Source organism: Pseudomonas sp. PI1 (assembly GCF_000812405.1).
In the GTDB taxonomy this organism is placed as follows: Bacteria; Pseudomonadota; Gammaproteobacteria; order Pseudomonadales; family Pseudomonadaceae; genus Pseudomonas; species Pseudomonas citronellolis.
Genome location: NZ_JWMC01000011.1, coordinates 79,495 through 102,612, shown reverse-complemented (window position 1 = coordinate 102,612; position 23,118 = coordinate 79,495). Strand labels below are relative to the sequence as shown.

20 protein-coding genes are annotated in these 23,118 nt (G+C 68.8%); 12 read left to right on the top strand and 8 right to left on the bottom strand.

Features of this window, described 5'->3' with window-relative positions:
* Positions 1 to 11 precede the first annotated feature (11 nt).
* Both RN02_RS04530 and RN02_RS04525 read right to left on the bottom strand, forming a co-directional pair.
* Entirely contained in the window at positions 12 to 338 is a 327-nt protein-coding gene (locus RN02_RS04530; protein WP_043313269.1) for a flagellar hook-basal body complex protein FliE, read from the bottom strand.
* A gap of 13 nt (positions 339 to 351) precedes the next feature.
* On the bottom strand, positions 352 to 1,743 hold the full coding sequence (locus RN02_RS04525; protein WP_043313267.1) for a sigma-54 dependent transcriptional regulator: 1,392 nt from the start codon (positions 1,741 to 1,743) through the stop codon (positions 352 to 354).
* A gap of 503 nt (positions 1,744 to 2,246) precedes the next feature.
* Between RN02_RS04525 and RN02_RS04520 the strand changes: the two genes are divergently transcribed.
* Genes RN02_RS04520 through RN02_RS04490 form a run of 7 tightly spaced genes read left to right on the top strand, consistent with a single transcriptional unit; the run spans position 2,247 to position 8,505 of the window.
* Positions 2,247 to 3,086 (top strand): FliM/FliN family flagellar motor switch protein, encoded by an 840-nt coding sequence (locus tag RN02_RS04520; RefSeq protein WP_043313266.1) that lies wholly within the window; start codon positions 2,247 to 2,249, stop codon positions 3,084 to 3,086.
* Positions 3,083 to 3,442 (top strand): flagellar motor switch protein FliN, encoded by a 360-nt coding sequence (gene fliN / locus RN02_RS04515; RefSeq protein ID WP_009622789.1) that lies wholly within the window; start codon positions 3,083 to 3,085, stop codon positions 3,440 to 3,442. Before RN02_RS04520 ends, fliN begins: the two co-directional genes overlap by 4 nt.
* On the top strand, positions 3,439 to 4,194 hold the full coding sequence (gene fliP / locus RN02_RS04510) for a flagellar type III secretion system pore protein FliP (RefSeq protein WP_043313264.1): 756 nt from the start codon (positions 3,439 to 3,441) through the stop codon (positions 4,192 to 4,194). The genes fliN and fliP overlap by 4 nt, the downstream gene beginning before the upstream one ends.
* 7 nt (positions 4,195 to 4,201) lie before the next feature.
* Positions 4,202 to 4,474: a flagellar biosynthetic protein FliQ gene (locus tag RN02_RS04505; RefSeq protein WP_009622793.1), complete on the top strand. Its 273-nt coding sequence runs from the start codon at positions 4,202 to 4,204 to the stop codon at positions 4,472 to 4,474.
* Positions 4,475 to 4,476: 2 nt separating this feature from the next.
* On the top strand, positions 4,477 to 5,277 hold the full coding sequence (gene fliR / locus RN02_RS04500; RefSeq protein WP_043271856.1) for a flagellar biosynthetic protein FliR: 801 nt from the start codon (positions 4,477 to 4,479) through the stop codon (positions 5,275 to 5,277).
* Positions 5,270 to 6,412, top strand: coding sequence for an EscU/YscU/HrcU family type III secretion system export apparatus switch protein (locus RN02_RS04495; RefSeq protein WP_043313262.1), 1,143 nt, complete (start codon positions 5,270 to 5,272; stop codon positions 6,410 to 6,412). The genes fliR and RN02_RS04495 overlap by 8 nt, the downstream gene beginning before the upstream one ends.
* On the top strand, positions 6,409 to 8,505 hold the full coding sequence (locus tag RN02_RS04490) for a flagellar biosynthesis protein FlhA (protein WP_009622799.1): 2,097 nt from the start codon (positions 6,409 to 6,411) through the stop codon (positions 8,503 to 8,505). Before RN02_RS04495 ends, RN02_RS04490 begins: the two co-directional genes overlap by 4 nt.
* On the opposite strand, the gene RN02_RS04485 is transcribed toward RN02_RS04490, so the two are convergent.
* The gene (locus tag RN02_RS04485) at positions 8,506 to 8,850 is read right to left on the bottom strand and encodes a PilZ domain-containing protein (protein WP_009622801.1); all 345 of its coding nucleotides are present in this window, start codon (positions 8,848 to 8,850) and stop codon (positions 8,506 to 8,508) included. It lies immediately after the preceding gene.
* A 471-nt stretch (positions 8,851 to 9,321) separates the two neighbouring features.
* Here RN02_RS04485 and RN02_RS04480 point away from each other — a divergent pair, with 471 nt between their 5' ends.
* The 3 genes from RN02_RS04480 (at position 9,322) to RN02_RS04470 (ending at position 14,020) form a co-directional block, all read left to right on the top strand.
* Positions 9,322 to 10,971, top strand: a complete 1,650-nt coding sequence (locus RN02_RS04480; protein ID WP_043313260.1) for a VRR-NUC domain-containing protein — start codon at positions 9,322 to 9,324, stop codon at positions 10,969 to 10,971.
* On the top strand, positions 10,968 to 13,364 hold the full coding sequence (locus tag RN02_RS04475; RefSeq protein WP_043313259.1) for an ATP-dependent DNA helicase: 2,397 nt from the start codon (positions 10,968 to 10,970) through the stop codon (positions 13,362 to 13,364). The genes RN02_RS04480 and RN02_RS04475 overlap by 4 nt, the downstream gene beginning before the upstream one ends.
* Before the next feature lie 89 nt (positions 13,365 to 13,453).
* Positions 13,454 to 14,020 carry a DUF4865 family protein gene (locus RN02_RS04470; protein ID WP_043313257.1) on the top strand — a complete coding sequence of 189 codons (567 nt, stop codon included), beginning with the start codon at positions 13,454 to 13,456 and terminating at the stop codon, positions 14,018 to 14,020.
* A gap of 553 nt (positions 14,021 to 14,573) precedes the next feature.
* Here the strand turns inward: RN02_RS04470 and RN02_RS04465 are convergent.
* Positions 14,574 to 15,437, bottom strand: coding sequence for a LysR substrate-binding domain-containing protein (locus RN02_RS04465; RefSeq protein WP_225617152.1), 864 nt, complete (start codon positions 15,435 to 15,437; stop codon positions 14,574 to 14,576).
* 274 nt (positions 15,438 to 15,711) lie between these two features.
* On the bottom strand, positions 15,712 to 15,951 hold the full coding sequence (gene tusA, locus RN02_RS04460; protein ID WP_009622807.1) for a sulfurtransferase TusA: 240 nt from the start codon (positions 15,949 to 15,951) through the stop codon (positions 15,712 to 15,714).
* Positions 15,952 to 16,108: 157 nt separating this feature from the next.
* On the opposite strand from tusA, the gene RN02_RS04455 reads away from it, so the two are divergent.
* Entirely contained in the window at positions 16,109 to 17,668 is a 1,560-nt protein-coding gene (locus RN02_RS04455; RefSeq protein WP_043313256.1) for an alpha/beta fold hydrolase, read from the top strand.
* A 1-nt stretch (position 17,669) separates the two neighbouring features.
* On the opposite strand, the gene RN02_RS04450 is transcribed toward RN02_RS04455, so the two are convergent.
* The 3 genes from RN02_RS04450 to RN02_RS33155 all read right to left on the bottom strand — a co-directional run bounded on the left by RN02_RS04450 (position 17,670) and on the right by RN02_RS33155 (position 19,996).
* The gene (locus RN02_RS04450; RefSeq protein ID WP_043313255.1) at positions 17,670 to 18,548 is read right to left on the bottom strand and encodes a MaoC family dehydratase; all 879 of its coding nucleotides are present in this window, start codon (positions 18,546 to 18,548) and stop codon (positions 17,670 to 17,672) included.
* Positions 18,549 to 18,634: 86 nt separating this feature from the next.
* Positions 18,635 to 19,687 carry a 23S rRNA (cytidine(2498)-2'-O)-methyltransferase RlmM gene (rlmM, locus tag RN02_RS04445; RefSeq protein ID WP_043271865.1) on the bottom strand — a complete coding sequence of 351 codons (1,053 nt, stop codon included), beginning with the start codon at positions 19,685 to 19,687 and terminating at the stop codon, positions 18,635 to 18,637.
* 129 nt (positions 19,688 to 19,816) lie between these two features.
* Complete coding sequence (locus tag RN02_RS33155; protein WP_152623722.1) at positions 19,817 to 19,996, bottom strand: hypothetical protein; 180 nt, start codon at positions 19,994 to 19,996, stop codon at positions 19,817 to 19,819.
* Positions 19,997 to 20,024: 28 nt separating this feature from the next.
* On the opposite strand from RN02_RS33155, the gene acnA reads away from it, so the two are divergent.
* Positions 20,025 to 22,757 carry an aconitate hydratase AcnA gene (gene acnA, locus RN02_RS04440; protein WP_043313254.1) on the top strand — a complete coding sequence of 911 codons (2,733 nt, stop codon included), beginning with the start codon at positions 20,025 to 20,027 and terminating at the stop codon, positions 22,755 to 22,757.
* The last annotated feature ends 361 nt before the right edge of the window (positions 22,758 to 23,118 follow it).

Here is a 23,118-nt window from a genome sequence, read left to right as displayed (position 1 = left end):
CTTGTGCGCCGTCACAGCGGCATGTTCATGACTTGGTCGAAGGCGGTGGCGAGCTTGTTGCGCACCTGCAGCAGGGCGCTGAAGGACACGCTGGCCTGCTGGCTCTGGACCATGGCGCCGGCGAGGTCGTCGCTGCGCCCGGCGTCCACCGCGGCCATGGCTTCGCTGGCCTGGTGCTGCTGGGCGTCGACGGCGCGCAGGGCGTCCTCGAAGGCGTTGCCGAAGCCCGGCTCGGCGCCGGGGGCCTCGCTGGCCGGGCGGATGGGCGCCGCCGACAGCGCGCGCAGTTGCTGCATCTGCCCGAGCATCTCGCTGCGGGCCTGCTCGATGGGGTTCATCGCGACTCTCGTTTCAGAAGGACAGGTTCACGCCCTGCTCGCGCATGGCGTTGAGGCGGTAGCGCAGGGCCCGCGGCGTCATGCCGAGGCTTTCCGCGGCCTTGGTCTTGTGTCCGCCGAAGCGGCGGATGGTGTCGATCACGTGCTGGTACTCGGCCCACTTGCCGCTGGCGCGCAGGGCCGCCTTGCCGCCCTCGCCCGGCAGCGGCGCCGCCGCGGCCACGCTGGCCAGCTGCTCGGCCGGCGGCGCGAGCCCCAGGTCGCGCGGCTGGATGAACAGCCCGGCGCGCAGCACCAGGGCGCGCTGGATGACGTTCTCCAGCTCGCGCACGTTGCCCGGCCAGTCGTGGGCCAGCAGGGCCTGCCGCGCCGCTTCGGTGAGCAGTTCGGCGTGGCGCTCCTGGGGTGCGTACTGCTGGATGAAGCGCTGCGCCAGGGGCAGGATGTCGTCCTTGCGCTCGCGCAGCGGGCTGATGTGCAGCGGCAGCACGTCAAGGCGGAACATCAGGTCGGCGCGGAAGCGCCCGGCGCTGACTTCTTCCTGCAGGTCGCGGTTGGTGGCGGCGATGACGCGCACGTTCAGGCGGATTTCGCGCTGCCCGCCCAGGCGCTCCACGCGCTGCTCCTGCAGCACGCGCAGCAGCTTGGCCTGCAGGCCCAGGGGCAGTTCGCCGATCTCGTCCAGCAGCAGGGTGCCGCCGTTGGCCTGCTCGAACTTGCCCGGCTGGGCGCTGACCGCGCCGGTGAAGGCGCCGCGCTCGTGGCCGAAGAGGATGGATTCGAGCATCTGCTCGGGAATCGCCGCGCAGTTGACCGCCACGAAGGGGGCCTGCGGCTCGGCGGAGAAGCGGTGGATGTAGCGCGCCATCAGCTCCTTGCCGGTGCCGGTCTCGCCGCTGATCAGAATCGGCGCGCGGGTCTGCGCCACGCGCTGGGCCAACGCCAGCAGGCGGCGCCCGGCGCGCGACTGCGAGACGAAGCCCTCGCCGGCCACCGCCGCCTGTTCCTGGCGGTGCAGCAGCGCGGCCAGCTGGCTTTCGCTGAAGGGCGCCAGCAGGTAGTCGATGCAGCCCATTTCCAGCAGCTGGGCGGCCATTTCCTGGTCGGCGTATTCCACCACCGGCACCAGGCTCAGCTGCGGCACGCGCTGCAGCAGTTCGCCGATCTGCGGGAAGCTGCGCTGCGGGCGGCGCTCGGCGAAGACGAAGACCGGGCCGCAGGCCGCCAGGTCGACGGCGTCCAGCCCGGCCGCGTTCTTCACCCGCAGCACGTTCCGGCCCAGGCGCGCCAGGCCGTCATTGAGCAGGTCCAGGCCGATCTCGCCGGCGCCGCCGACGATCACCACCTGTTGCGCCGCCAGGCTGGCTTCTTCATTGCAACTGGCCAATTGACTGAACTGTTTCACTGCAACTTTCCTGCGTCTGGACCGCCCTCGGGACGGCACTCGGTTATTCCATCGAAGCCATGGCGGCGATGAACTTTCATTTGCCGGCAGGCAGTGGCCGAATGAACTTCCGGCCTCTATAGGAAGGAATTACCGAACGCCTTCCCTTTTATTACGAAGGGGGCCTTAAGAAATGACTTTTTCCTGTCGCCCTTCAACTGTGCGAGGGAACTTTTCCAGCAGAACCTCGTCACAGGCGCAACGTTAACCAGCGCACACGGCGACCGCCGAGTCAGTTGTCGTCAAATCCGCTCAGGCGCGCGGGAATGACGATCAAAAACCTCATTTGATATCTATTGATTTAACCGACAGGGCCCGCCTGCCTAGACTTCCGCCCCAATCGCAGGCTCTGCCGCGCGTCGAACCGATGCCCGCGACGAGCACCCAGGGTTCACCCCGCGCCGCCTCAGGCCGCGCCCCGGCGAACCCCTGCGCAGCCCCACTTCCGGAAGTCGACCCAACCCATGACTGGCCAATCCAAAGTCCACCACGGCGTGCCCTCGGAAAGACTCGTGCGCCTGCAGCCGCACAAGTTGGGCCGGCATTACCACAAGGTTCCGCAATATATTCGCGAGATCGCCCACAAGCATCCGCGCATCATCAGCGATTATTTCCTGCGTAGTTATCGCATCAACCTGGAACTGCAGAAAGTCGAGGTCCAGGAAAGTGCGCCGCGGCCGGCCGAATGCATCTTCCGCTGCCCTTCCGGCAAGGTCGGTTTCGCCATCGACCGCCCGCTGCTGACCGAAGCCCTGGAGTGCTACTACGGCGGCACCTCGCTGCCCAGCCACGACACCCCGCCGATCAGCACCTCCGAGCAGCGCATGCGCAAGCGCCTGGGGGTGGACGTGACCCAGCTGTTCGCCCGCTCGCTGCTGCTGGGCGACACCTTCGGCGAGCTGACGCCCCACGACAACGACTACGAGCTGGCGAGCTGGGAGTACGTGGCCGAGTTCCACTTCCTCAGCCACATCACCGGCAGCCAGGCCTCGCTGTTCATCTACCTGGACGCCGAGCTGGCCGACGCGCTCACCACCCGCCTGGCCGGCCCGCCGCCGGCGCGCCTGGGCGGCAGCCCGGCGCAGCATCTATTGCACCTGCCGGTGCGCCTGGACTGCGTCATCGCGGCGCTGCAGATGCCGCTGGCCCAGGCCCTGCAGCTGCGCCCCGGGGACATCCTGCCGGTGCGCCTGCTGGAGCGCTGCGAGGTGCAGGTGAACCAGCAGAAACTCTTCCGCGGCACCCTCTTCGAAGAAGACGGCGGCCTCTTCCTGACCTCCCTCGAGAGCGTGAAAAGCCCATGAGCCAAGTCACCGACAGCGAACTGGACAACCTCCTCAACGACGCCGGCCTGGCCCTGGACGAGGCGCCAGCGGCCGGCCCCGAGGCGCTGGCCGCGCCGCGCCAGGACCTGAGCTTCTTCGGCAAGATCCCGGTGAACCTCACCCTGGAGGTGGCCTCCACCGAGATTTCCCTGAAGGAGTTGATGGAGGTCGACGCCTCCAGCGTCATCGCCCTCGACAAGCTGGCCGGCGAGCCGCTGGACCTGAAGGTCAACGGCGCGCTGTTCGCCAAGGCCGAGGTGGTGGTGATGAACGGCAACTACGGCCTGCGCGTGCTGGAACTGTGCGGCGCCGGCCTGGACGACCTGGCCCGATGAAGCGCGCGCGGCACTGGCTGGCCCTGGGCCTGGCGCTGGCCGGCATGCTGCCCGGCGTGGTGCTGGCCGCCGGCGGCGAGATTTCCCTGCTGAGCCTGAACGACACCGGCCACGGCCAGGAGCTGAGCGTGAAGCTGCAGATCCTGGTGGTGATGACGCTGCTCGGGCTGCTGCCGGCCATGCTGCTGATGATGACCAGCTTCACCCGCTTCATCATCGTGCTGGCCATCCTGCGCCAGGCCATGGGCCTGCAGCAGAGCCCGCCGAACAATGTGCTGGTGGGCATCGCCCTGTGCATGACGCTGCTGGTCATGCGCCCGGTGTGGAAGGAGGTGTACACCGAGGCCTACGAGCCCTTCCAGGCCGACGCCATCACCCTGGAGCAAGGCCTGGGCAAGGCCAAGGCCACCCTCGGCCGCTTCATGCTCGCGCAGACCGGCAAGACCTCCCTGGACACCCTGCTGGCCCTGGCCGGCGAGAAGATGCCGGCGAACAAGGCCGACCTGGACTTCTCCCTGCTGCTGCCGGCCTACGTGCTCAGCGAGCTGAAGACCGCCTTCCAGCTCGGCTTCATGATCTTCGTGCCCTTCCTGGTCATCGACCTGGTGGTGGCCAGCGTGCTCATGGCCATGGGCATGATGATGCTCTCGCCGATGATGATCTCGCTGCCGTTCAAGCTCATGGTGTTCGTCCTGGTCGACGGCTGGGCGCTGCTGATGGGCACCCTCACCTCCAGCATCCAGCCGTTCTGAGGCCGCCATGCTCACCCCGGAATACGCCGTCGAGATCATCGCCAACGCCGTGCACATCACCGCCATCGTGGTCTGCGTACTGGTCCTGCCGAGCCTGCTCGGCGGCCTGCTGGTGAGCATCTTCCAGGCCGCCACGCAGATCAACGAGCAGATGCTCAGCTTCCTCCCGCGGCTGCTGATCACCCTGGGCATGCTGGTGTTCGCCGGGCACTGGATCCTGCGCACCCTCAGCGACCTGTTCATCGAAACCTTCAAGCAGGCCGGGCACCTGGTCGGCTAGCCATGCACGCCAACGAGTCGCTGCTGCAGGCCAGCCAGTACCTGCAGGAACTGCAGCGCTACTGGTGGCCGTTCTGCCGGATCATGGCCATGCTCGCCATGGCGCCGCTGCTCAACCACCGCTCGCTGCCGCGCCAGGTGCGCATCCTCCTGGCCATCGGCCTGACCCTCGCGCTGGCCGGCGCCCTGCCCCGCCCACCGGCCATCGAAGCGCTGTCGGCCGAAGGGCTGCTGGCGGCGCTGGAGCAGATCGCCGTGGGCGCCGTACTGGGCCTTGCGCTGCAACTGGTGTTCGTGATCTTCAGCCTGGTCGGCGAGGTGGTCTCCACCCAGATGGGCATGGCCATGGCGCGCTACAACGACCCGGTGAACGGCGTGTCCTCGTCCTCGGTGGTCGGCCAGTTGTACTTCCTGCTGCTGGCCCTGCTGTTCCTCGCCAGCGACGGCCACCTGCTGGTGGTCAGCGTGCTCTACCAGAGCTTCCACTACTGGCCGGTGGGCGGCGGCCTGGCCTACGCCGGCTTCGCCACCCTGGCCTACGCCCTGGCCTGGGTGTTCTCCGCGGCCACCCTGATCAGCCTGCCGCTGGCCTTCTGCATGTTCCTCGTGCAGTTCTGCTTCGGCCTGCTCAACCGCATCTCGGCGGCGATGAACCTGTTCTCCCTGGGCTTCCCCATGGCCATCCTCACCGGCCTTGCGTGCATCCGCCTGACCCTGCCGGGCCTGCCCGACACCTACCTGCAGCTGACCCGCGCGCTGCTGGACAACCTCGGCCAGCTGCTGCGAGGCACCGGCCATGGCTGAACAGGGCGGCTCCCAGGAAAAGACCGAAGAGGCCAGCGAGCACAAGCTGCGCCAGAGCCGGCAGAAAGGCCAGGTGCCGCGCTCCAAGGACCTGGCCGGCACCGTGGCGCTGCTCTGCACCCTGCTGGTGCTCAAGGCCTGCGTCGGGCGCTTCTTCGACGGCCTGGCCGACAGCTTCCGCTTCGCCTACCTGGACCTGAACCGCAGCGAGGTGGGCCTGGACGACCTGGCGCTGATCCTCGGCCAGCACATCTGGCTGATGGTCCAGCTGCTGCTGCCGCTGCTGCTCACCCCGCTGCTGGTGGTGGCCTTCGGCATGGTCCCCGGCGGCTGGATATTCGCCTCGGCCAACCTCGCCTTCAAGGCCAGCAAGCTCAACCCCATCACGGGTCTTGCGCGGATGTTCTCGCTGCAGAACCTCACCGAGCTGCTCAAGTCGCTGCTGAAGATGGCGGTGCTGCTGGGCGTGGCCTGGTACCTGCTGCTGGACGCCCTGCCGCAGCTCATCGCCCTGCAGCGCAGCGACATCCGCAGCGCCATCGGCGGCGCCCTGGGCCTGCTGTTCGACACCCTGATCGGCCTGCTGGCGGTGTTCGTGTTCTTCGCCCTGCTGGACATCCCGCTGCAGCGCTTCCTGTTCCGCAAGCGCATGCGCATGACCAAGCAGGAGCGCCGCGAGGAGCACAAGACCCAGGAAGGCCGCCCGGAAGTGAAGGCGCGCATCCGCCAGGTACAGCGCCAGTTGCTGCAGCGCCAGATCAACCGCGTGCTGCCCAAGGCCGACGTGGTGCTGACCAACCCGACGCACTTCGCCGTGGCCCTCAAGTACGACCCGCACAAGGCCCAGGCGCCCTACGTGCTGGCCCGCGGCATGGACGACATGGCCCTGTACATCCGCCAGATGGCCGCCAAGCACAATCTTGAAGTGCTGGAGGTGCCGCCGCTGACCCGCGCCATCTACTTCAGCACCCAGGTCAACCAGCAGATTCCGGCCGGGCTGTACACCGCCGTGGCCCACGTCCTCACCTACATCCTGCAGCTGCGCGCCTACCGCCAGGGGCGAAGACAGCGCAAGCCGGAACTGGCCAAGAACCTCCCCATCCCCGACAGCCTGGCAAGCAGAGGCCAACCATGAACTTCCTCGAGCAGCTCCTGCCGACATTGCGCAGCGGGCGGATCGGCATCCCGCTGGTCATCCTCTCCATCCTCGCGATGATCATCCTGCCGCTGCCGCCGCTGCTGCTGGACGTGCTCTTCACCTTCAACATCGGCATCGCCCTGCTGGTGCTGATGGTCAGCGTGTCCTCGCGCAGCCCGCTGGACTTCTCGCTGCTGCCCACGGTGGTGCTGGTCACCACCCTGCTGCGGCTGTCGCTGAACGTGGCCTCCTCGCGGGTGGTGCTGCTCGACGGGCACACCGGCTCGGCGGCCGCCGGCAAGGTGATCGAGGCCTTCGGCCACGTGGTCATCGGCGGCAACTTCATCGTCGGCCTGATCGTCTTCGTGATCCTCACCATCATCAACTTCATGGTCATCACCAAGGGCGGCGAGCGCATCTCCGAAGTCACCGCGCGCTTCACCCTGGACGCCCTGCCGGGCAAGCAGATGTCCATCGACGCCGACCTCAACGCCGGCCTGATCGACCAGGCCGAGGCCAAGAAGCGCCGCGCCGAGGTGTCCAAGGAAGCCGACTTCTACGGGGCCATGGACGGCGCCAGCAAGTTCGTCCGCGGCGACGCCATCGCCGGCATCCTGATCCTGCTGATCAACCTGTTCGGCGGCGTGGCCATCGGCGTGTTCGTCTACGCCATGGCCGGCGCCGACGCCTTCCGCCAGTACGCCCTGCTGACCATCGGCGACGGCCTGGCGGCGCAGATCCCGGCGCTGCTGCTGTCCACCGCGGCGGCGATCATCATCACGCGGGTCAACGAGTCGGCGGAGATCACCGCGCTGGTGCGCCGGCAGATGCTCGCTTCGCCCTCGCTGCTGTACACGGTGGCGGGCATCGTCACGGTGCTGGCGATAGTCCCCGGCATGCCGCACCTGGCGTTCCTCAGCTTCGCCGCGCTGATCGCCTTCGTCGCCTGGCGCGTGTCCCTGGCCGAGCCGCCGGGCGAGGCGCAGAGCCTGGAGCAGGTCGAGGCCATCGGCAAGGCCATGGACCAGGAACGCGCCCAGCAGCTGGGCTGGGAAGACATCCCGCTGGTGGAGCGGCTGTCCATCTCCCTGGGCTACAAGCTGGTCGGGCTGGTCAACGAGGCCGGCGGCGCGCCCCTGGTGCAGCGCGTGCGCGGGGTGCGCCAGACGCTGTCGGAGAGCCTGGGCTTCCTGCTGCCGGAAATCCACATCCGCGACAGCCTGCGGCTGAAGGCCTCGCAGTACGCCATCCACATCAGCGGCGAGCGCATCGACGGCGCCGAGCTGCACGCCGACCGCCTGATGGCCATTCCCTCGGCGGAAACCTACGGCGAGGTCGACGGCATCCTCGGCCACGACCCGGCCTACCTGATGCCGGTGGTGTGGATCCGCCCGGAGGACAAGCCGCGCGCGCTCAACCTCGGCTACCAGGTGATCGACTGCGCCAGCGTCATCGCCACCCACCTGAACAAGGTGATCCGCGAGCACCTGCCGGACATCTTCAAGCACGACGACGTCGAGCACCTGATGCAGCGCCTGGCGGCCCAGGCGCCGAAGCTCGCCGAGCACCTGCGCGCGCAGCTGAGCTTCAGCCTGCAGCACCGGGTGTACCGCCAGCTGCTGCAGGAACAGGTGCCGCTGCGCGACCTGGTGAGCATCGCCACCACCCTGGTGGAAGCCGCCGAGACCACCAAGGATCCGGTGCTGCTGGCCTCCGACGTGCGCTACGCGCTGCGCCGCAGCATCGTCTCGGGCATCGCCGGTGAGCGCAGCGAGCTGTCGGTGTTCATCCTCGACAACAACCTGGAGAACACCCTGCTCAGCGCCCTGGCCATCGCCCAGCAGGCCGGCCCGGTGAGCCTGGACAACATCCCGGTGGAGCCCAACCTGCTCAACCAGCTGCAGAACACCATGCCGGTGGTGAAGGAGAAGCTGCGCAAGGAAGGCCACCCGCCGATCCTCACCGTGATGCCACAGCTGCGCCCGCTGCTGGCGCGTTATGCAAGGGTCTTCAGCCCGGGGCTGCACGTGCTGTCGCAGAACGAGATACCCGAGCGGGTCGCGGTGAACGTCCTCGGCACCCTCGGCTGATCAGTTGGGCGTGGCGCTGCGGCGCCCGGCGCGCAGCTCGGTCATCAGCTCGTTGAAGGAAACCGAAGGCTGCTCCAGCGCAAGGCCGGCCTCGTACTGGCCGGTCTGGGCGTTCTCCCCCGACCACACGCAACGCACCTTCACCTGCGCCTCGCGCATGCGCTCCTCGCGGTCACGCATGCGCAGGCGCAGCTCCAACTGGCTGTCCGGCGCCAGCAGCACGTCACAGCGGATCTTCAGGCCGCTTTCGGACAGGTCGGCGACATAGCCGAGCAGCTCGCCGCCAGCGTCGAGCACGCGGATGCGGAACATGGAGCGGAATACGATACGGTTGTGCTGGCGCATACCCGACCTCGTCGTGCGGGGGATTTGAAACCCAAAGCGACCGGGGCGCGGGAAACATTAAGGCCGGCGTTGAAACTGTAGGAGCGAGCTTGCTCGCGAACGGAGTATCCCGGTTGCACTGGTGCCAAAGGTAAATCCGCCCCTCTCCCCAACCCTCTCCCTGAAGGGAGAGGGGGCTAGTCCGTGCCGAGAGAAGGAATGGTTTCAGCCGGAAACCTTCGGTGTTGCCGGCTGACTCCAGAACACCCAGCCCTGCCCAACGGTCCCCTCTCCCTTCAGGGAGAGGGTTAGGGAGAGGGAGCGGAGTCAACCCCAGGCGATGTAGCGACAGGGAGACGCCATTCGCGAGCAAGCTCGCTCCTACGAAAAGCCCAAAAGCCCCACCAACAAATCCCCCCGCCCATCCCCCACCGATTGCCAATCCCCATCCCACCTGATATCTGTATAAAGATACAGCCCCTGCCCTCGCCCATGCCCTTCCAGACCGACCCGCGCTTCTACTACCTGGCCAACTTCCACCGCGCCCTCGGCTGGCTGGAAGAACGCTACGACGACCTCTTCGACACCGCCGAGCGCGCCTTCCTCCGCGACTTTCAGGCCATGCCGCTGGAGGCCCGCGCCCTGCTGGTGCGGCTGATCATGCGCAAGGGCCCGCACTTTCGCGCCAGCAAGCTGGACTACGCCGAGATCGGCTGCCCGCGCCGGGCCGCCGCGCCGCTGCTGGAGGCCGGCTGGCTGGATGGCGCCGCCGCGCTGGGCCTGGAGGAACTCTTCGGCCTGCTGCGCAAGGACGAGATCCTCGACTGCTTCGGCGCCCAGCTGTCCAGCCGCCAGTTGCGCAAGCCGGAGCTGCTGGCCGAACTGGCCGAGGCCGAACCCGCACCGCGCACCTTCGCTGACTGGTGCCCGCAGCTGGACGAGGCGGTCTACAGCCTGGCCATCGCGCCCCAGGTGGAGCGCCTGCGCCTGATGTTCTTCGGCAACCTGTACCAGGACTGGACCGAATTCGTCCTCACCGACCTGGGCATCCTGCGCTACGAAACCGTCCCGCTGACCCGCGAATCCCGCGGCTTCGCCAGCCGCGAGGAGATAGACGCGCACCTGTTCCTGCAACGCTGCCGCGAAGCCTTCGACCTGGGCGCCGCGGCCCAGGAACTGCTGCCGCTGATCGCCAGCGTCGACTGCGGCACCGCCCAGCTGCAGCGCCGCCGCGGGCGCGTGCTGTTCCACATCGGCCAGCAACTGGAGCGCGAAGCCGACTGGGAAGGCGCCCTGCAGGTCTATGCCGCCAGCGAACACGCCAGCGCCCGCCAGCGCCAGGTGCGGGTGCTGGAGCGCCTGGAACGCCACGCCGAAGCCTATGACCTGGCCCTGCAGGCCGCGGCCCAGCCCCAGGACGCCGCCGAGGCGCAGCTGATCGAGCGCGCCCTGGTGCGCCTGCGCCGCCAGCTCGGCCACGCCCAGCCGGCGAAGGCCAAGGCCGTGCCGCCGCCACGCATCGACCTGGAGCTGGAGCCGCAGTCCGGCCTGAGCGTCGAGCAGTGCGTGCAGCTGCACCTGGCCCGCCCCGAAGCGCCGGTGCACTACGTGGAGAACACCCTGGTCCTCGGCCTGTTCGGCCTGCTCTGCTGGGAAGCCGTCTTCGCCCCGCTGCCCGGCGCCTTCTTCCACCCCTTCCACGCCGGCCCCGCGGACCTCTACGACAGCCGGTTCCGCGCCCGCCGCGCCGAGCTGTTCGAAGCACGCCTGGCGCTGCTGGACAGCGGCGCCTACGCCGACGAGATGCGCCGCATCCACCGCGAGAAGCAGGGCCTGCAATCGCCCTTCGTGTTCTGGGAGCTGCTGGACGAAAGCCTGCTGGAACAGGCCCTGGCCTGCCTGCCGGCGGCGCACCTGAAGGCCTGGTTCGGCCGCCTGCTGGAAGACCTGCAGGCCAACCGCGCCGGCATGCCCGACCTGATCCAGTTCTACCCCGCCGAGCGCGGCTACCGGATGATCGAGGTGAAGGGCCCCGGCGACCGCCTGCAGGACAACCAGAAGCGCTGGCTGGCCTTCTGCGCCGAGCACGGCATGCCGGTGGAGGTCTGCTACGTGACCTGGGCCGGGGAGCCGGCGGAATGAACTACCAGGTCGCGGTGCGCGCCCTCTGCGAATTCACCGCCAAGGTCGGCGACCTCGACCTGCGCTTCACCCCTTCGCCCAGCGCCCAGGAAGGCATGGCCGGGCACGCCACCGTGGTCGGCCGCCGCGGCCCCGGCTACCTCGCCGAGCTGCCGCTGGCCGGCGCCTACCGCAACCTGCTGGTGCGCGGCCGCGCCGACGGCTACGACCCGGCGCGCAACTGCCTGGAAGAGATCAAGACGCACCGCGGCGACATCTCGCGCATCCCCGACAATCACCGCCAGCTGCACTGGGCCCAGGCCAAGGTCTACGGCTGGCTGCTCTGCGCCCTGCAGGACCTGGAGGCAATCGACCTGGCGGTCGTCTACTTCAACGTCATGACGCAGAAGGAAACGGTGTTCCAGGAAAGCTTCAGCGCCGACGAACTGCACGCCTTCTTCGAGGAGCACTGCCAGCGCTTCGTGGTCTGGGCCGAACGCGAGATGGCCCACCGCGCGGCCCGCGATGGCGCCCTGGAAAGCCTGCGCTTCCCCTGGCCGCAGTTCCGCCACGGCCAGCGCCAGCTCGCCGAGGCGGTGTACCGCGCCGCCCGCGATGGCCGCCACCTGATGGCCCAGGCCACCACCGGCATCGGCAAGACCCTCGGCACCCTGTTCCCGCAGCTCAAGGCCATGCCCGGCCAGGGCCTGGACCGGTTGTTCTTCCTCAGCGCCAAGACCCCCGGCCGGCGCCTGGCCCTGGAAGCCCTGGCCAGCCTGCGCCAGGACGAGCCCGAACTGCCGCTGCGGGTGCTGGAACACGTGGCCCGCGACAAGGCCTGCGAGCATCCGGACAAGGCCTGCCACGGCGACTCCTGCCCGCTGGCCAAGGGCTTCTACGACCGCCTGCCGGCCGCGCGCCTGGCCGCCCTCGACGGCGCCTGGCTGGACCAGGCGCGGGTCCGCGAGGTGGCCCGCGAGCACGGCATCTGCCCCTACTACCTGAGCCAGGAATTGAGCCGCTGGGCCGACGTGGTGGTGTGCGACTACAACTACTACTTCGACATGAGCGCCCTGCTCTACGCCCTCACCGCGCTCAACGAATGGAAGGTGGCGCTGCTGGTGGACGAGGCCCACAACCTGGTGGAGCGCGGGCGCAAGATGTACACCGGCGAGCTGGACCAGGCCGACTTCCAGGACCTGCGCCGCGTCGCCCCGGCCAAGCTCAAGGGCGCGCTGGAACGCGTCGGCCGCCACTGGAACCAGCTGCACCGCGACCAGGAGCTGGAATACCAGGTCTACCCGCTGGCCCCGGAGCTGTTCATCCTCGCGCTGCAGAAGGCGGTGACCGCCATCACCGACCACCTCAGCGAACAGCCCGACGGCAACAGCCTTGAGCTGCTGAGCTTCTACCTCGACGCCATGGCCTTCTGCCGCCTGGCCGAGGCCTTCGGCGAGCACTCGCTGTTCGACATCACCCGCCGCCAGACCGAAAGCGGCCGGGTCTACTCCACGCTGTGCCTGCGCAACGTCATCCCCGCGCCCTTCCTCGCCCCGCGCTTCGAGGAGGCGCACAGCTGCACGCTGTTCTCCGCCACCCTGACGCCGGCGCACTACTACCGCGACCTGCTGGGCCTGCCCGAGGACACCGCCTGGATCGACGTGGAGTCGCCGTTCCGCGCCGAGCAGCTGGAGGTGCAGGTGGTGCGCAACCTGTCCACCCGCTACCAGCACCGCGCCCAGTCGGTGCGGCCGATCTGCGAGCTGATGGCGCGCCAGTACCGCGAGCGGCCGGGCAACTACCTGGCCTTCTTCAGCAGCTACGCCTACCTGGAGCAGGTGCGCGAACGCTTCGTCCGCGACGAGCCGGGCGTGCCGGTCTGGGTGCAGGCGCGCAACATGGACGAGAGCGAGCGCGAGGGCTTTCTCGAACAATTCCGCAACGGCGGCCGCGGCATCGGCTTCGCGGTGCTCGGCGGCGCCTTCGGCGAGGGCATCGACCTGCCCGGCGACCGCCTGATCGGCGCCTTCGTCGCCACCCTGGGGCTGCCCCAGGTGAACACGGTGAACGAGGAAATCCGCCAGCGCATGCATAACCAGTTCGGCGACGGCTACGACTACACCTACCTCTACCCCGGCCTGCAGAAGGTGGTGCAGGCGGCCGGCCGGGTGATCCGCACCCAGCAGGACGAAGGCGTGGTCTGGCTGATCGACGACCGCTTCGGCCGCAGCGAAGTGCGCCAGTTGCTGCCGCGCTGGTGGACGGTGCGCAGCTGCCGCCTGGCCCTGCCGCCGCCGGAGCCGGAAGCGGAAAACAGCGCGCCACGCAAGGCGCCCGTGCCGCCGGCCCGCCAGCGCCCGGCACGTCCGAAGCCGGAACAGTCCCAGGGCGAGCTGGGTTTCAATGATTTCTAGATCGAATCACTGAAACAAGCATCAATATCTGTTTCGCATGAAAGCGGCCGCGCAGACTCCTTCCAGCCCATGCTGAAAAGGAGCCCGCCATGTTCGCCATGCAATACAGCCACCGCCTGCCGGCGGAGCACGATCTCGACGCCATCCGCCAACGCGCCGCCGCCAAGGGCCCGCAGTGGGACGCCTGGCCGGGCCTGGCGTGCAAGGCCTTCGTCCTCCAGGAAAAGGGCCGCCACGGCGCCGAAGGCAACCTCTACGCCTCGGTCTACCTCTGGCACGAAGCGGCCGCCGCCACGGCCTTCCTGGCCGGCGAAGCCTTCCAGGGGGTGATCGACAGCTTCGGCCGGCCGGCGGTGGAAACCTGGCTGCCCCTGGACGCCCGCCGCGGCCCGGCCTTTGATCGCCCGGCCCGCGCGCTGTACCGCGAAGAACTACCCTTGCCGGATAGAGGCGCCGCCCTGCGCGACGGCGCCCTGGCCGCCGGCGAGGCGTTGCTGGACCGGGAGGATGTGCTGGCGGTCTGGGTAGTGGCCGACCTGCAACGCTGGAGGCTGCTGCGTTTCAGCGTGAGCGCCGGGGCGCTGGAGCTTCGTGCGGACAGCGTCGGCTACGAAGTCCTGTACCTGGCACGGCCAGGGCTGGAGCGACTGCCATGAACGACAGGCAGAAACGGGAACTGGCGGCACAGCTGGCAGGGCTGGCCTTCGGCGCCTTCATGGTGCTGGGCATGGCCTGGGGCGTGGCGCGGGTGGCGCGGGTGCTGGTGGGGTGAGGGTGGGCTTTTCGTAGGAGCGAGCTTGCTCGCGAACGAGGCTTCCCGGGGCTTCGGCGCCAGACCAAGAGCACCCTCTCCCCAGCCCTCTCCCTGAAGGGAGAGGGGGCTTGCCCGTGCCGAGAAAAGATTTGGTGTCAGCCGGCCACTCGATGCAAACCGGCTGACGCGGAAATACCAGCGCACGCCGAACGGCCCCCTCTCCCTGAAGGGAGAGGGGGCTTGTCCGTGCCGAGAAAGGATTTGGTGTCAGCCGGCCACTCAGTGCAAGCCGGCTGACACGGAAATACCAGCACACGCCGAACGGTCCCCTCTCCCTTCAGGGAGAGGGTTAGGGAGAGGGAACGGAGTCAATCCAAAACACCGCAGTTACCGGGAAACTCCATTCGCGAGCAAGCCCGCTCCTACGAAAAGCCCCCAGGTCGGATAGCCATCCCCTACCCCACCGTACTCCGCACCGCCGCCACCAACGTCCGCAACATCCCCCGCGCCTGCGCATCCCGCGGGTGAGAAAACAGCAACACATCCCGCCCCGGCAACGCCGGCAGCCCCAGCCGCGCCCCCACGTCCTCGCAGCCCGCCGGCGCCACCCGGCGGCCCAGGGCCGCCACGGCTATCCCGGCGCTGACCGCCGCGCCAATGGTCATCAACCCACCGCCGACGAACACCTCGCGCCAGGCCACCCCGGCCTGGTCCAGGGCGTCCACCGCCATGCGCCGCACGCTGCAAGGCTCGGCCTGGGTGGCCAGGGGCAGCGGTTGGCCGGGCAATGGCTGGAAGTCGGCAGCGCCCATCCAGGCGAAGGGTTCCTGCAGCACCACCTCGCCGTCCTGCCGCGGCGGGCCCTGTTGCAGCACCAGGGCCACGTCCAGTTCGCCGCGGTCGAAGCGCTCCAGGGTTTCCCGCGAGCTGTCCACCCGCAGTTCCAGCAGCAGGCCCGGCTCGGCGCGGGTGAGCTGGCGCAGCAGGCCCGGCAGTTCGGCGCCGACGATGTGGTGGCTGATGCCGACCACCAACCGCCTGGGCTGGCCGCCTGCGAACGCGCCCAGCGCCTGGCGGTGCGCCGCCACCAGGCCGCGGGCCGCCTCCAGGAACACCCCGCCGTCGGCGGACAGGCGCACCAGACGCGGCGTGCGCTCCAGCAGGCGGCGGCCGAGGTGGTCTTCCAGGCGCTTGATCTTCAGGCTCACCGCCGACTGGGTGCTGGCCAGGGCCTCGGCGGCGCGGGTGAAGCTCTTCAGCTCGGCGACCAGCACGAAGGCCTGCACGGCCTCGATGTCCAGGGCTTTCATGGCGGGCATGTCCATTTCCAATGATGGAGAACGGGCAGCATTCGTTTTCGCCATGGAAAGGTCAAGCGCGAGGTGTTTCGTGATGGCCGACGTAGGGCGCATAACGCCTACGGTTTTATCCGCCGACTGGCCTATCTCATCGTCAACGCCATGGCCGGGCCTGGCGCTTCCCGCAAGCATGTCCAGGCTCGGCCCCGAGCGGGGTTCGGCCAAGGCCAAACGGCGGATAACCGCGAACGGTTATTCACCCTACGTCCAGGAAACATCGTCGGCGATGAGAGGCTCAATCGAGCTTCTTGCGGATCCAGTACAGGTAGGTGCCCGCCTCTTCCTGCTGTTCCACCAGTTCGTGGCCGAGGAAGATGCAGAACTTGGGGATGTCGCGGCGGGTGGAGGGGTCGGTGGCGATGACCTTGAGCAGGCCGCCGGCCGGCAGGTCGCGCACCTTGTTGTGCAGCATCATGACCGGTTCGGGGCAGTTCAGGCCGGTGGCGTCGAGAATGGCGTCGACAGGTTGGGACATGGAAAGGCTCCGCAAAACGAATGGCGCATTGTCGCCCAAAGCGCGGGCAGGGTCACGCCTGGCGGGCGAACGGCGGCGGGCCAATCTTTCGTCGGGCCCGTGGCCTGGCCCGCTGGGCTAAGCTCGGCGCCTTCCCCGACAGCGGATGTCCCCGCCCATGCGCCTGCCCGCCCTGCTCTGCCTCGTGTTGCTGCTCGCCGGCTGCGCCGCCCGCGACAACCTCCCCGACTATTCCGCCAGCGCCGGCCAGGACCTACCCGCCACCTGGTACGACGCGGTGATCAGCGCCCGCGACGGCACGCGGCTGTCCGCCACCGTGTTCCAGCCGGCGCTCAAGGCCGGCGAGACGGCGCCGTTGATCGTCCACACCCACGGCTGGGGCGGCTGGCGGGTGACCGGGCCAGAGGGTTTCTACGGCAGGAACATGATGTCCGGCCGCGCCGCGCTCAAGGCCTGGAAGGCCGGCTACTGGGTGCTCAGCTACGACCAGCGCGGCTGGGGCGGCAGCGACGGGCGCATCGAGATGATGGACCCGCGCTTCGAGGTGAGCGACGCCAGCGCGGTGATCGACTGGGCCGCCGCGCACCTGCCGCGGCTGCGCATGGACGGCCCGGGCGACCCGCGCCTGGGCATGCTCGGCGAGAGCTACGGCGGCGCCGTGCAACTACTGGCGGCCAGCGAGGACCCGCGCATCGACGCCATCGTGCCCATCGCCACCTGGTACGACCTGAGCGACGCCCTGGCCCCGGGCGGCCAATTGAAGATGGGCTGGGGCGGCGTGCTGCTGGGCCTGGGCATCGCCACCGGCTACGACCTGGGCAAGTTCGCCCAGGCCGACTACCTGCACAGCGCCAGCGGGCGCATGGCCGAACCGGTGCGCGCCGAACTGGCCGCCCACAGCCTGGCGCGCTACTGCGCCGAGGGCCGTCGGCCCCACGCCGACGCCCTGCTGGTCCAGGGCCTGCGCGATACCCTGTTCCCCCTCGACCAGGGCCTGCAGATCCGCCAGTGCCTGCGCCAGGGCAGCGCCGACGTGCGCCTGCTGGGCATGCAGGGCGGGCACATCCTGCCGCCGCCGCTGCAGGCCTGGAGCGGCCTGCCGCCATTCAACAACGAGCCGGTGATCCACTGCGGCGGGCGCGCCATCGACCTCTACCAGGGCATCCTCGCCTGGTACGAGGAGAAGCTGCGCCAGCGCCCCGGCGCCGCCGACAGCGTGCCGTCGCTGTGCGTCAGCCTGGACCTGGACCAGGGCCTGGCGCTGGACGAGCTGCCCGCACCCGGCCCCGTCGTGGCCCTGCCGCCAACGCCGGTGCGCCCGGTCAGCAGCGGCCTCTTGCAGCCGCGCACCTTCATCCCGCTGCAGCAGGTCGCCGAACCCAGCGCCCTGCTCGGCAGCGCGGAGATTCGCCTGACCCGGCGGCTCGGCCCGGGCGACCAGGCGCTGCTGTTCGCCTCGCTGGCGATCCGTGGCGCGGACGGCCGCACGCGGGTGCTGGACGAACAGGTCAAGCCGTTGCTCAACCAGGGCGCCACGCGGCTCAACGCGGTCAGCGCCAGCCTGGCGGCGGGGGACGAGATTGGCCTGCTGGTCAGCGGTTTCAGCGGCCAATACCTGTTCAACGGTTCCTGGAAGTTCGCCGCGGTGGACCTGCAGGGCGAAGTGCAGTTGCCCGCCCTGCTGCCGCTGCAGCCACGCCTGGCGGCCGGCCGCTGAATCAGCGCAACGGCCCGGCGGGCGCCTCGTCCAGCTGGGCCAGCAGCATCGGCTCGTCGCCGCCGTCCACCGGCAGCAGCGCCCACTGTTCCTTGTGGCCCAGGCGGCGGTGGCTCTGGCGCACCTGGCTGCCCAGCGGCAGCGGCGCCTTGAAGTGCACGTCCAGGCGCACCTGCTCGGCCAGGCGCCGCCCGGTGAGGCTCCGCGCCAGGCTCCACATGCCGTGGGCGAAGGGCTTGCCGAAGCCGTAGCGCGAGGCCATCAGGCGCGACAGGTGCAGCGGGTTGAAGTCGCCGCTCAGGCCGGCGTAGCGCCAGCCGGCGATCTTCGGCACGCGCCACTGCACGCCGGGGTGCGCGGGCACGTCGAGGGTGTGCCACTGGGCGCGCTCGGGCAGCGCGTCGGGCTCGGCGTGGTCGTCGAGGAAGTCGCCGCGACGCAGGTAGGTGGTGATCGACTGCCAGTAGAGCATGTCGTGGTGCCAGACCTCGGTCGCCACGTCCACCTCCAGCCCCAGCGGGCTGCGCCGGCTGGTGAGGATGCGGCAGTCCAGCTGCAGCTGGGCGTCCTCGTCGAGCATGCGGTAGCGCTGGATGTGGCTGCGCAGGTGGATCAGCCCGAGGATCGACAGCGGCATGCGCGAGCGGCTGAGCAGGCGCAGGTGCAGCGGCAGGCTGATCACCTGCGGGTAGAGCAGCGGCACGCCCAGCGCCGGGTCCAGGCCGAAGTGCTGGCGGTAGGCGCGCAGGTGGCGGGCGTCGAAGCGCAGGCTGCGGCTGTCCATGGCCAGGTTCGGCAGGCGCTCGCCGCGGCCCAGGCCACGGCGCGGCAACAACATGCGGCTGTAACTGCCCAGCAGCGAGGGCAACTTTCGCTTCACGAGCGGCTCCGGGATGGGGTGCGCCGCACAGCATGGTCGCTGCGCGGCGCAACGGCAAGTCGCCGAAGGTCGCGGGTCGCCGGCGCCTACAGGCGTCGCAGGTGCACCGTGACTTCCTCGCGGTCGTGGTACAGCTGCTTGCAGCCGATGGCCACGCGCAGGCCGCGCTCGCGGAAACTCTCGCGCAGGCGTTCGAGGATCTTGCGCACCTCGGCGTAGCGCTGCTTCATCGGCAGCTTGAGGTTGACCACCGCCTCGCGGCACAGGCCCTCGCCGATCCAGGTGTCGATCAGCCAGCCGGTGCGCGCCGGCTTCTCGACGATGTCGCAGACCATCCAGTCCACCGTCTGCCGCGGGCGGAACACATAGCCGTCGGCGCGCTGGTGGTCCACCAGGCCGGAGTAGATCAGGTTCTCGGCCATGGGCCCGTTGTCCACGGCGATCACCCGCATCTCGCGGTTGACCAGTTGCCAGGTCCAGCCGCCGGGCGCCGCGCCCAGGTCGACGGCGAGCATGCCCGGCGCCAGGCGCTTGTCCCATTCGCCGCGCGGGATGAAGTGGTGCCAGGCCTCCTCCAGCTTGAGGGTGGAGCGGCTGGGCGCCTCGCGGGGGAACCTCAGGCGCGGGATGCCCATCGGCCACATGGCGCTGTTGCGCGGCTCGGCGAGGCCGACGAAGACCTCGCGACCGGAACGGAAGGTCAGCAGCAGGCGCGGCAGGCTCGGGTCCTCGCGCAGCTTGCCGGCCTTGACCAGGGCGGCGCGCAGGGGCTTCTCGAACTTGCGGCAGAAAGTCGACAGTTCCTTGCCTTCGTTGCTGTCGAAGACTTCCAGCCACAGGCTGCCGCACAGCGGGTACGGGCCCAGTTCCTCCAGCAGCGCGCCGATGCGGTCCTGCTCGGGCAACTGCACGAAGCCGGTGCCGCGGGCCCATTGGCGCGGGAAGATCAGCTCGGCGAAGCGCAGCTGGCGCATCAGCCGGTCGGCGCCGTCGGCCTCCTGGCAGACGAACTCGGCATAGGCGGTGGCCGGCTTGGCGCGGGCGTAGCCGGCCACGTCGAGGCCCGCGGCCAGGTCGGAAATCTCCGCGCAGACCTCGTTCTCGAAGCCCGGGCGGCAATGCAGTAGCAGGGTGTTCATCGGGGTGTCTCCTTGGCCGCGCACTATAGTCGCTGCGCGGCCGGCTTTCACCCGGATTCGCCGCACGCCAGGGGAACCCCCGGCTGCGGCAAAAGGTCCAGAACCCATGGCAGGACCGCGCGCAGCGGTCTAGTTTGAGAGTTCCGAAGTCGCGATCCAGGGCTTGCCGTGCCCCGGAGAGCGCATGCCGGAAGTCGCCAGGATGCCGCCCGATATGCAGAAGATGACTGCCAATCTGCATTCCTTTTGCGCCAAGCCAGGAAGTCCGCCCGGACTTTCCGCCAGTATCGCAGCGGTGCCGTCGATCACCGGCAGAATCCAGCCTGAGGAGAACGTCATGCCCGCAGTGGACAGCCTGAACAGCCTTCGCACCCTCGAGGTGGGCGGCAAGACCTACCATTATTACAGCCTTCCGGAAGCCGCCAAGCAGCTCGGCGACCTGGACAAGCTGCCGAAGTCGCTCAAGGTGCTCTTGGAAAACCTCCTGCGCTGGGAGGACAACCATACGGTCAACGCCGACGACCTGCGGGCCCTGGCCGGCTGGCTGAAGGAGCGCCGCTCCGACCGCGAGATCCAGTACCGCCCGGCGCGGGTGCTGATGCAGGACTTCACCGGGGTGCCGGCGGTGGTCGACCTGGCCGCCATGCGCGACGCCATGGCCAAGGCCGGCGGCGATCCGCAGAAGATCAACCCGCTGTCGCCGGTGGACCTGGTCATCGACCACTCGGTGATGGTCGACCGCTACGCCAGCCACGCCGCCTTCGCCGAGAACGTCGAGATCGAGATGCAGCGCAACGGCGAACGCTACGCCTTCCTGCGCTGGGGCCAGAACGCCTTCGACAACTTCCGCGTGGTGCCGCCGGGCACCGGCATCTGCCACCAGGTCAACCTGGAATACCTGGGCCGCACCGTGTGGACCAGGGACGAGGACGGGCGCACCTACGCCTTCCCCGACACCCTGGTCGGCACCGACTCGCACACCACCATGATCAACGGCCTGGGCGTGCTCGGCTGGGGCGTCGGCGGCATCGAGGCCGAGGCGGCGATGCTCGGCCAGCCGGTGTCGATGCTGATCCCCGAGGTGGTCGGCTTCAAGCTCACCGGCAAGCTCAGGGAAGGCATCACCGCCACCGACCTGGTGCTCACCGTCACCCAGATGCTGCGGCAGAAGGGCGTGGTGGGGAAATTCGTCGAGTTCTACGGCGACGGCCTGGCCGACCTGCCCCTGGCCGACCGCGCCACCATCGCCAACATGGCCCCGGAATACGGCGCCACCTGCGGCTTCTTCCCGGTGGACGAGATCACCCTGGGCTACCTGCGCCTGTCCGGCCGCCCGGAAGAGACGGTCAAGCTGGTGGAGGCCTACTGCAAGGCCCAGGGCCTGTGGCGCGAAAAGGGCCACGAACCTGTGTTCACCGATGCCCTGCAACTGGACATGGGCGAGGTCGAGGCCAGCCTGGCCGGGCCCAAGCGCCCGCAGGACCGCGTGCCGCTGGGCCAGGTGGGCAAGGCCTTCGCCGACTTCCTCGCGCTGCAGCCCAAGGCCGCGCGCAGCCCGGAGGTCTCGCGCCTGCTCAATGAAGGCGGTGGCGGCGCCGCGGTGGGCAGCGCCGAGAGCCAGGGCGTCGAGTACCAGCACGAAGGCAAGAGCTATCACCTGCAGGACGGCGCGGTGGTCATCGCCGCCATCACCTCCTGCACCAACACCTCCAACCCCAGCGTGATGATGGCCGCCGGGCTGCTGGCGAAGAAGGCGCTGGAGAAGGGCCTGCAGCGCAAGCCCTGGGTGAAGAGTTCGCTGGCCCCCGGCTCCAAGGTGGTCACCGACTACTTCAAGGCCGCCGGCCTGACGAAGTACCTGGACGAGCTGGGCTTCGACCTGGTGGGCTACGGCTGCACCACCTGCATCGGCAACTCCGGGCCGCTGCTGGAGCCCATCGAGAAGGCCATCCAGCAGGCCGACCTGACGGTGGCCTCGGTGCTCTCCGGCAACCGCAACTTCGAAGGCCGCGTGCACCCGCTGGTGAAGACCAACTGGCTGGCCTCCCCGCCCCTGGTGGTGGCCTATGCCCTGGCCGGCAGCGTGCGCCTGGACCTGACGAAGGACGCCCTGGGCACCGGCAAGGACGGCCAGCCGGTGTACCTGAAGGACATCTGGCCGAGCCAGCGGGAAATCGCCGAGGCGATCCAGAAGGTCGACACCGCCATGTTCCACAAGGAATACGCCGAGGTGTTCCAGGGCGACGAGAAGTGGCGCGCCATCCAGGTGCCGCAGGCGCAGACCTACACCTGGCAGGCCGACTCCACCTACATCCAGCACCCGCCGTTCTTCGAGCACATCGCCGACGCCCCGCCGAAGGTGGCCGACATCGAGAAGGCCCGGGTGCTGGCGGTGCTGGGCGACTCGGTGACCACCGACCACATCTCCCCCGCCGGCAACATCAAGAAGGACAGCCCCGCCGGGCGCTACCTCAGCGAGCACGGCGTGGCCTACGCCGACTTCAACTCCTACGGCTCGCGGCGCGGCAACCACGAGGTGATGATGCGCGGCACCTTCGCCAACATCCGCATCAAGAACGAGATGCTCGGCGGCGAGGAAGGCGGCAATACCCTGCACGTGCCCAGCGGCGAGAAGCTGGCGATCTACGACGCGGCCATGCGCTACCAGGCCGAGGGCACGCCGCTGCTGATCATCGCCGGCAAGGAGTACGGCACCGGCTCGTCCCGCGACTGGGCGGCCAAGGGCACCAACCTGCTGGGGGTGAAGGCGGTGATCGCCGAGAGCTTCGAGCGCATCCACCGCTCCAACCTGGTTGGCATGGGCGTGCTGCCGCTGCAGTTCACCGGCGGCCAGGACCGCAAGGCGCTGAACCTCACCGGCAAGGAAGTGCTGAACATCCGCGGCCTGGACGGCGAGCTGAAGCCGCACATGACGCTGAAGGTGGAAGTCACCCGCGAGGACGGCAAGCAGGACAGCTTCGAGGTGCTGTGCCGCATCGATACCCTCAACGAGGTGGAGTACTTCAAGGCCGGGGGGATCCTGCACTACGTGCTGCGCAGCTTGATCTGAGGGCTGCGCGAGGACGCTTTCGTAGGATGGGTTGAGCTTGCGAAACCCATGCGGTTGCAGTGATGGGTATCGCTTCGCTCAACCCATCCTACGGAGCGCGGTGTTTGTAGGAGCGCGCCCTGCGCGCGATTCGCGGGCAGGGCCCGCTCCTACGAGAAGCCATGCCCCGCCTTTCACCGGGCCCAGGTCTTGCAGAAAAACCTATTAGCTCATAGGAAAATTTCTTACGACCATGTGACAAGTAGCATTTTGATATCGTCCACTGCCAATATTCCCACGCCAAATATCGAACAAGGCTTCAACTTCCGTTGATTCCGGCCGATAACAAAACCGTCACATGCCTTTTTCGTGGACCTCGCCC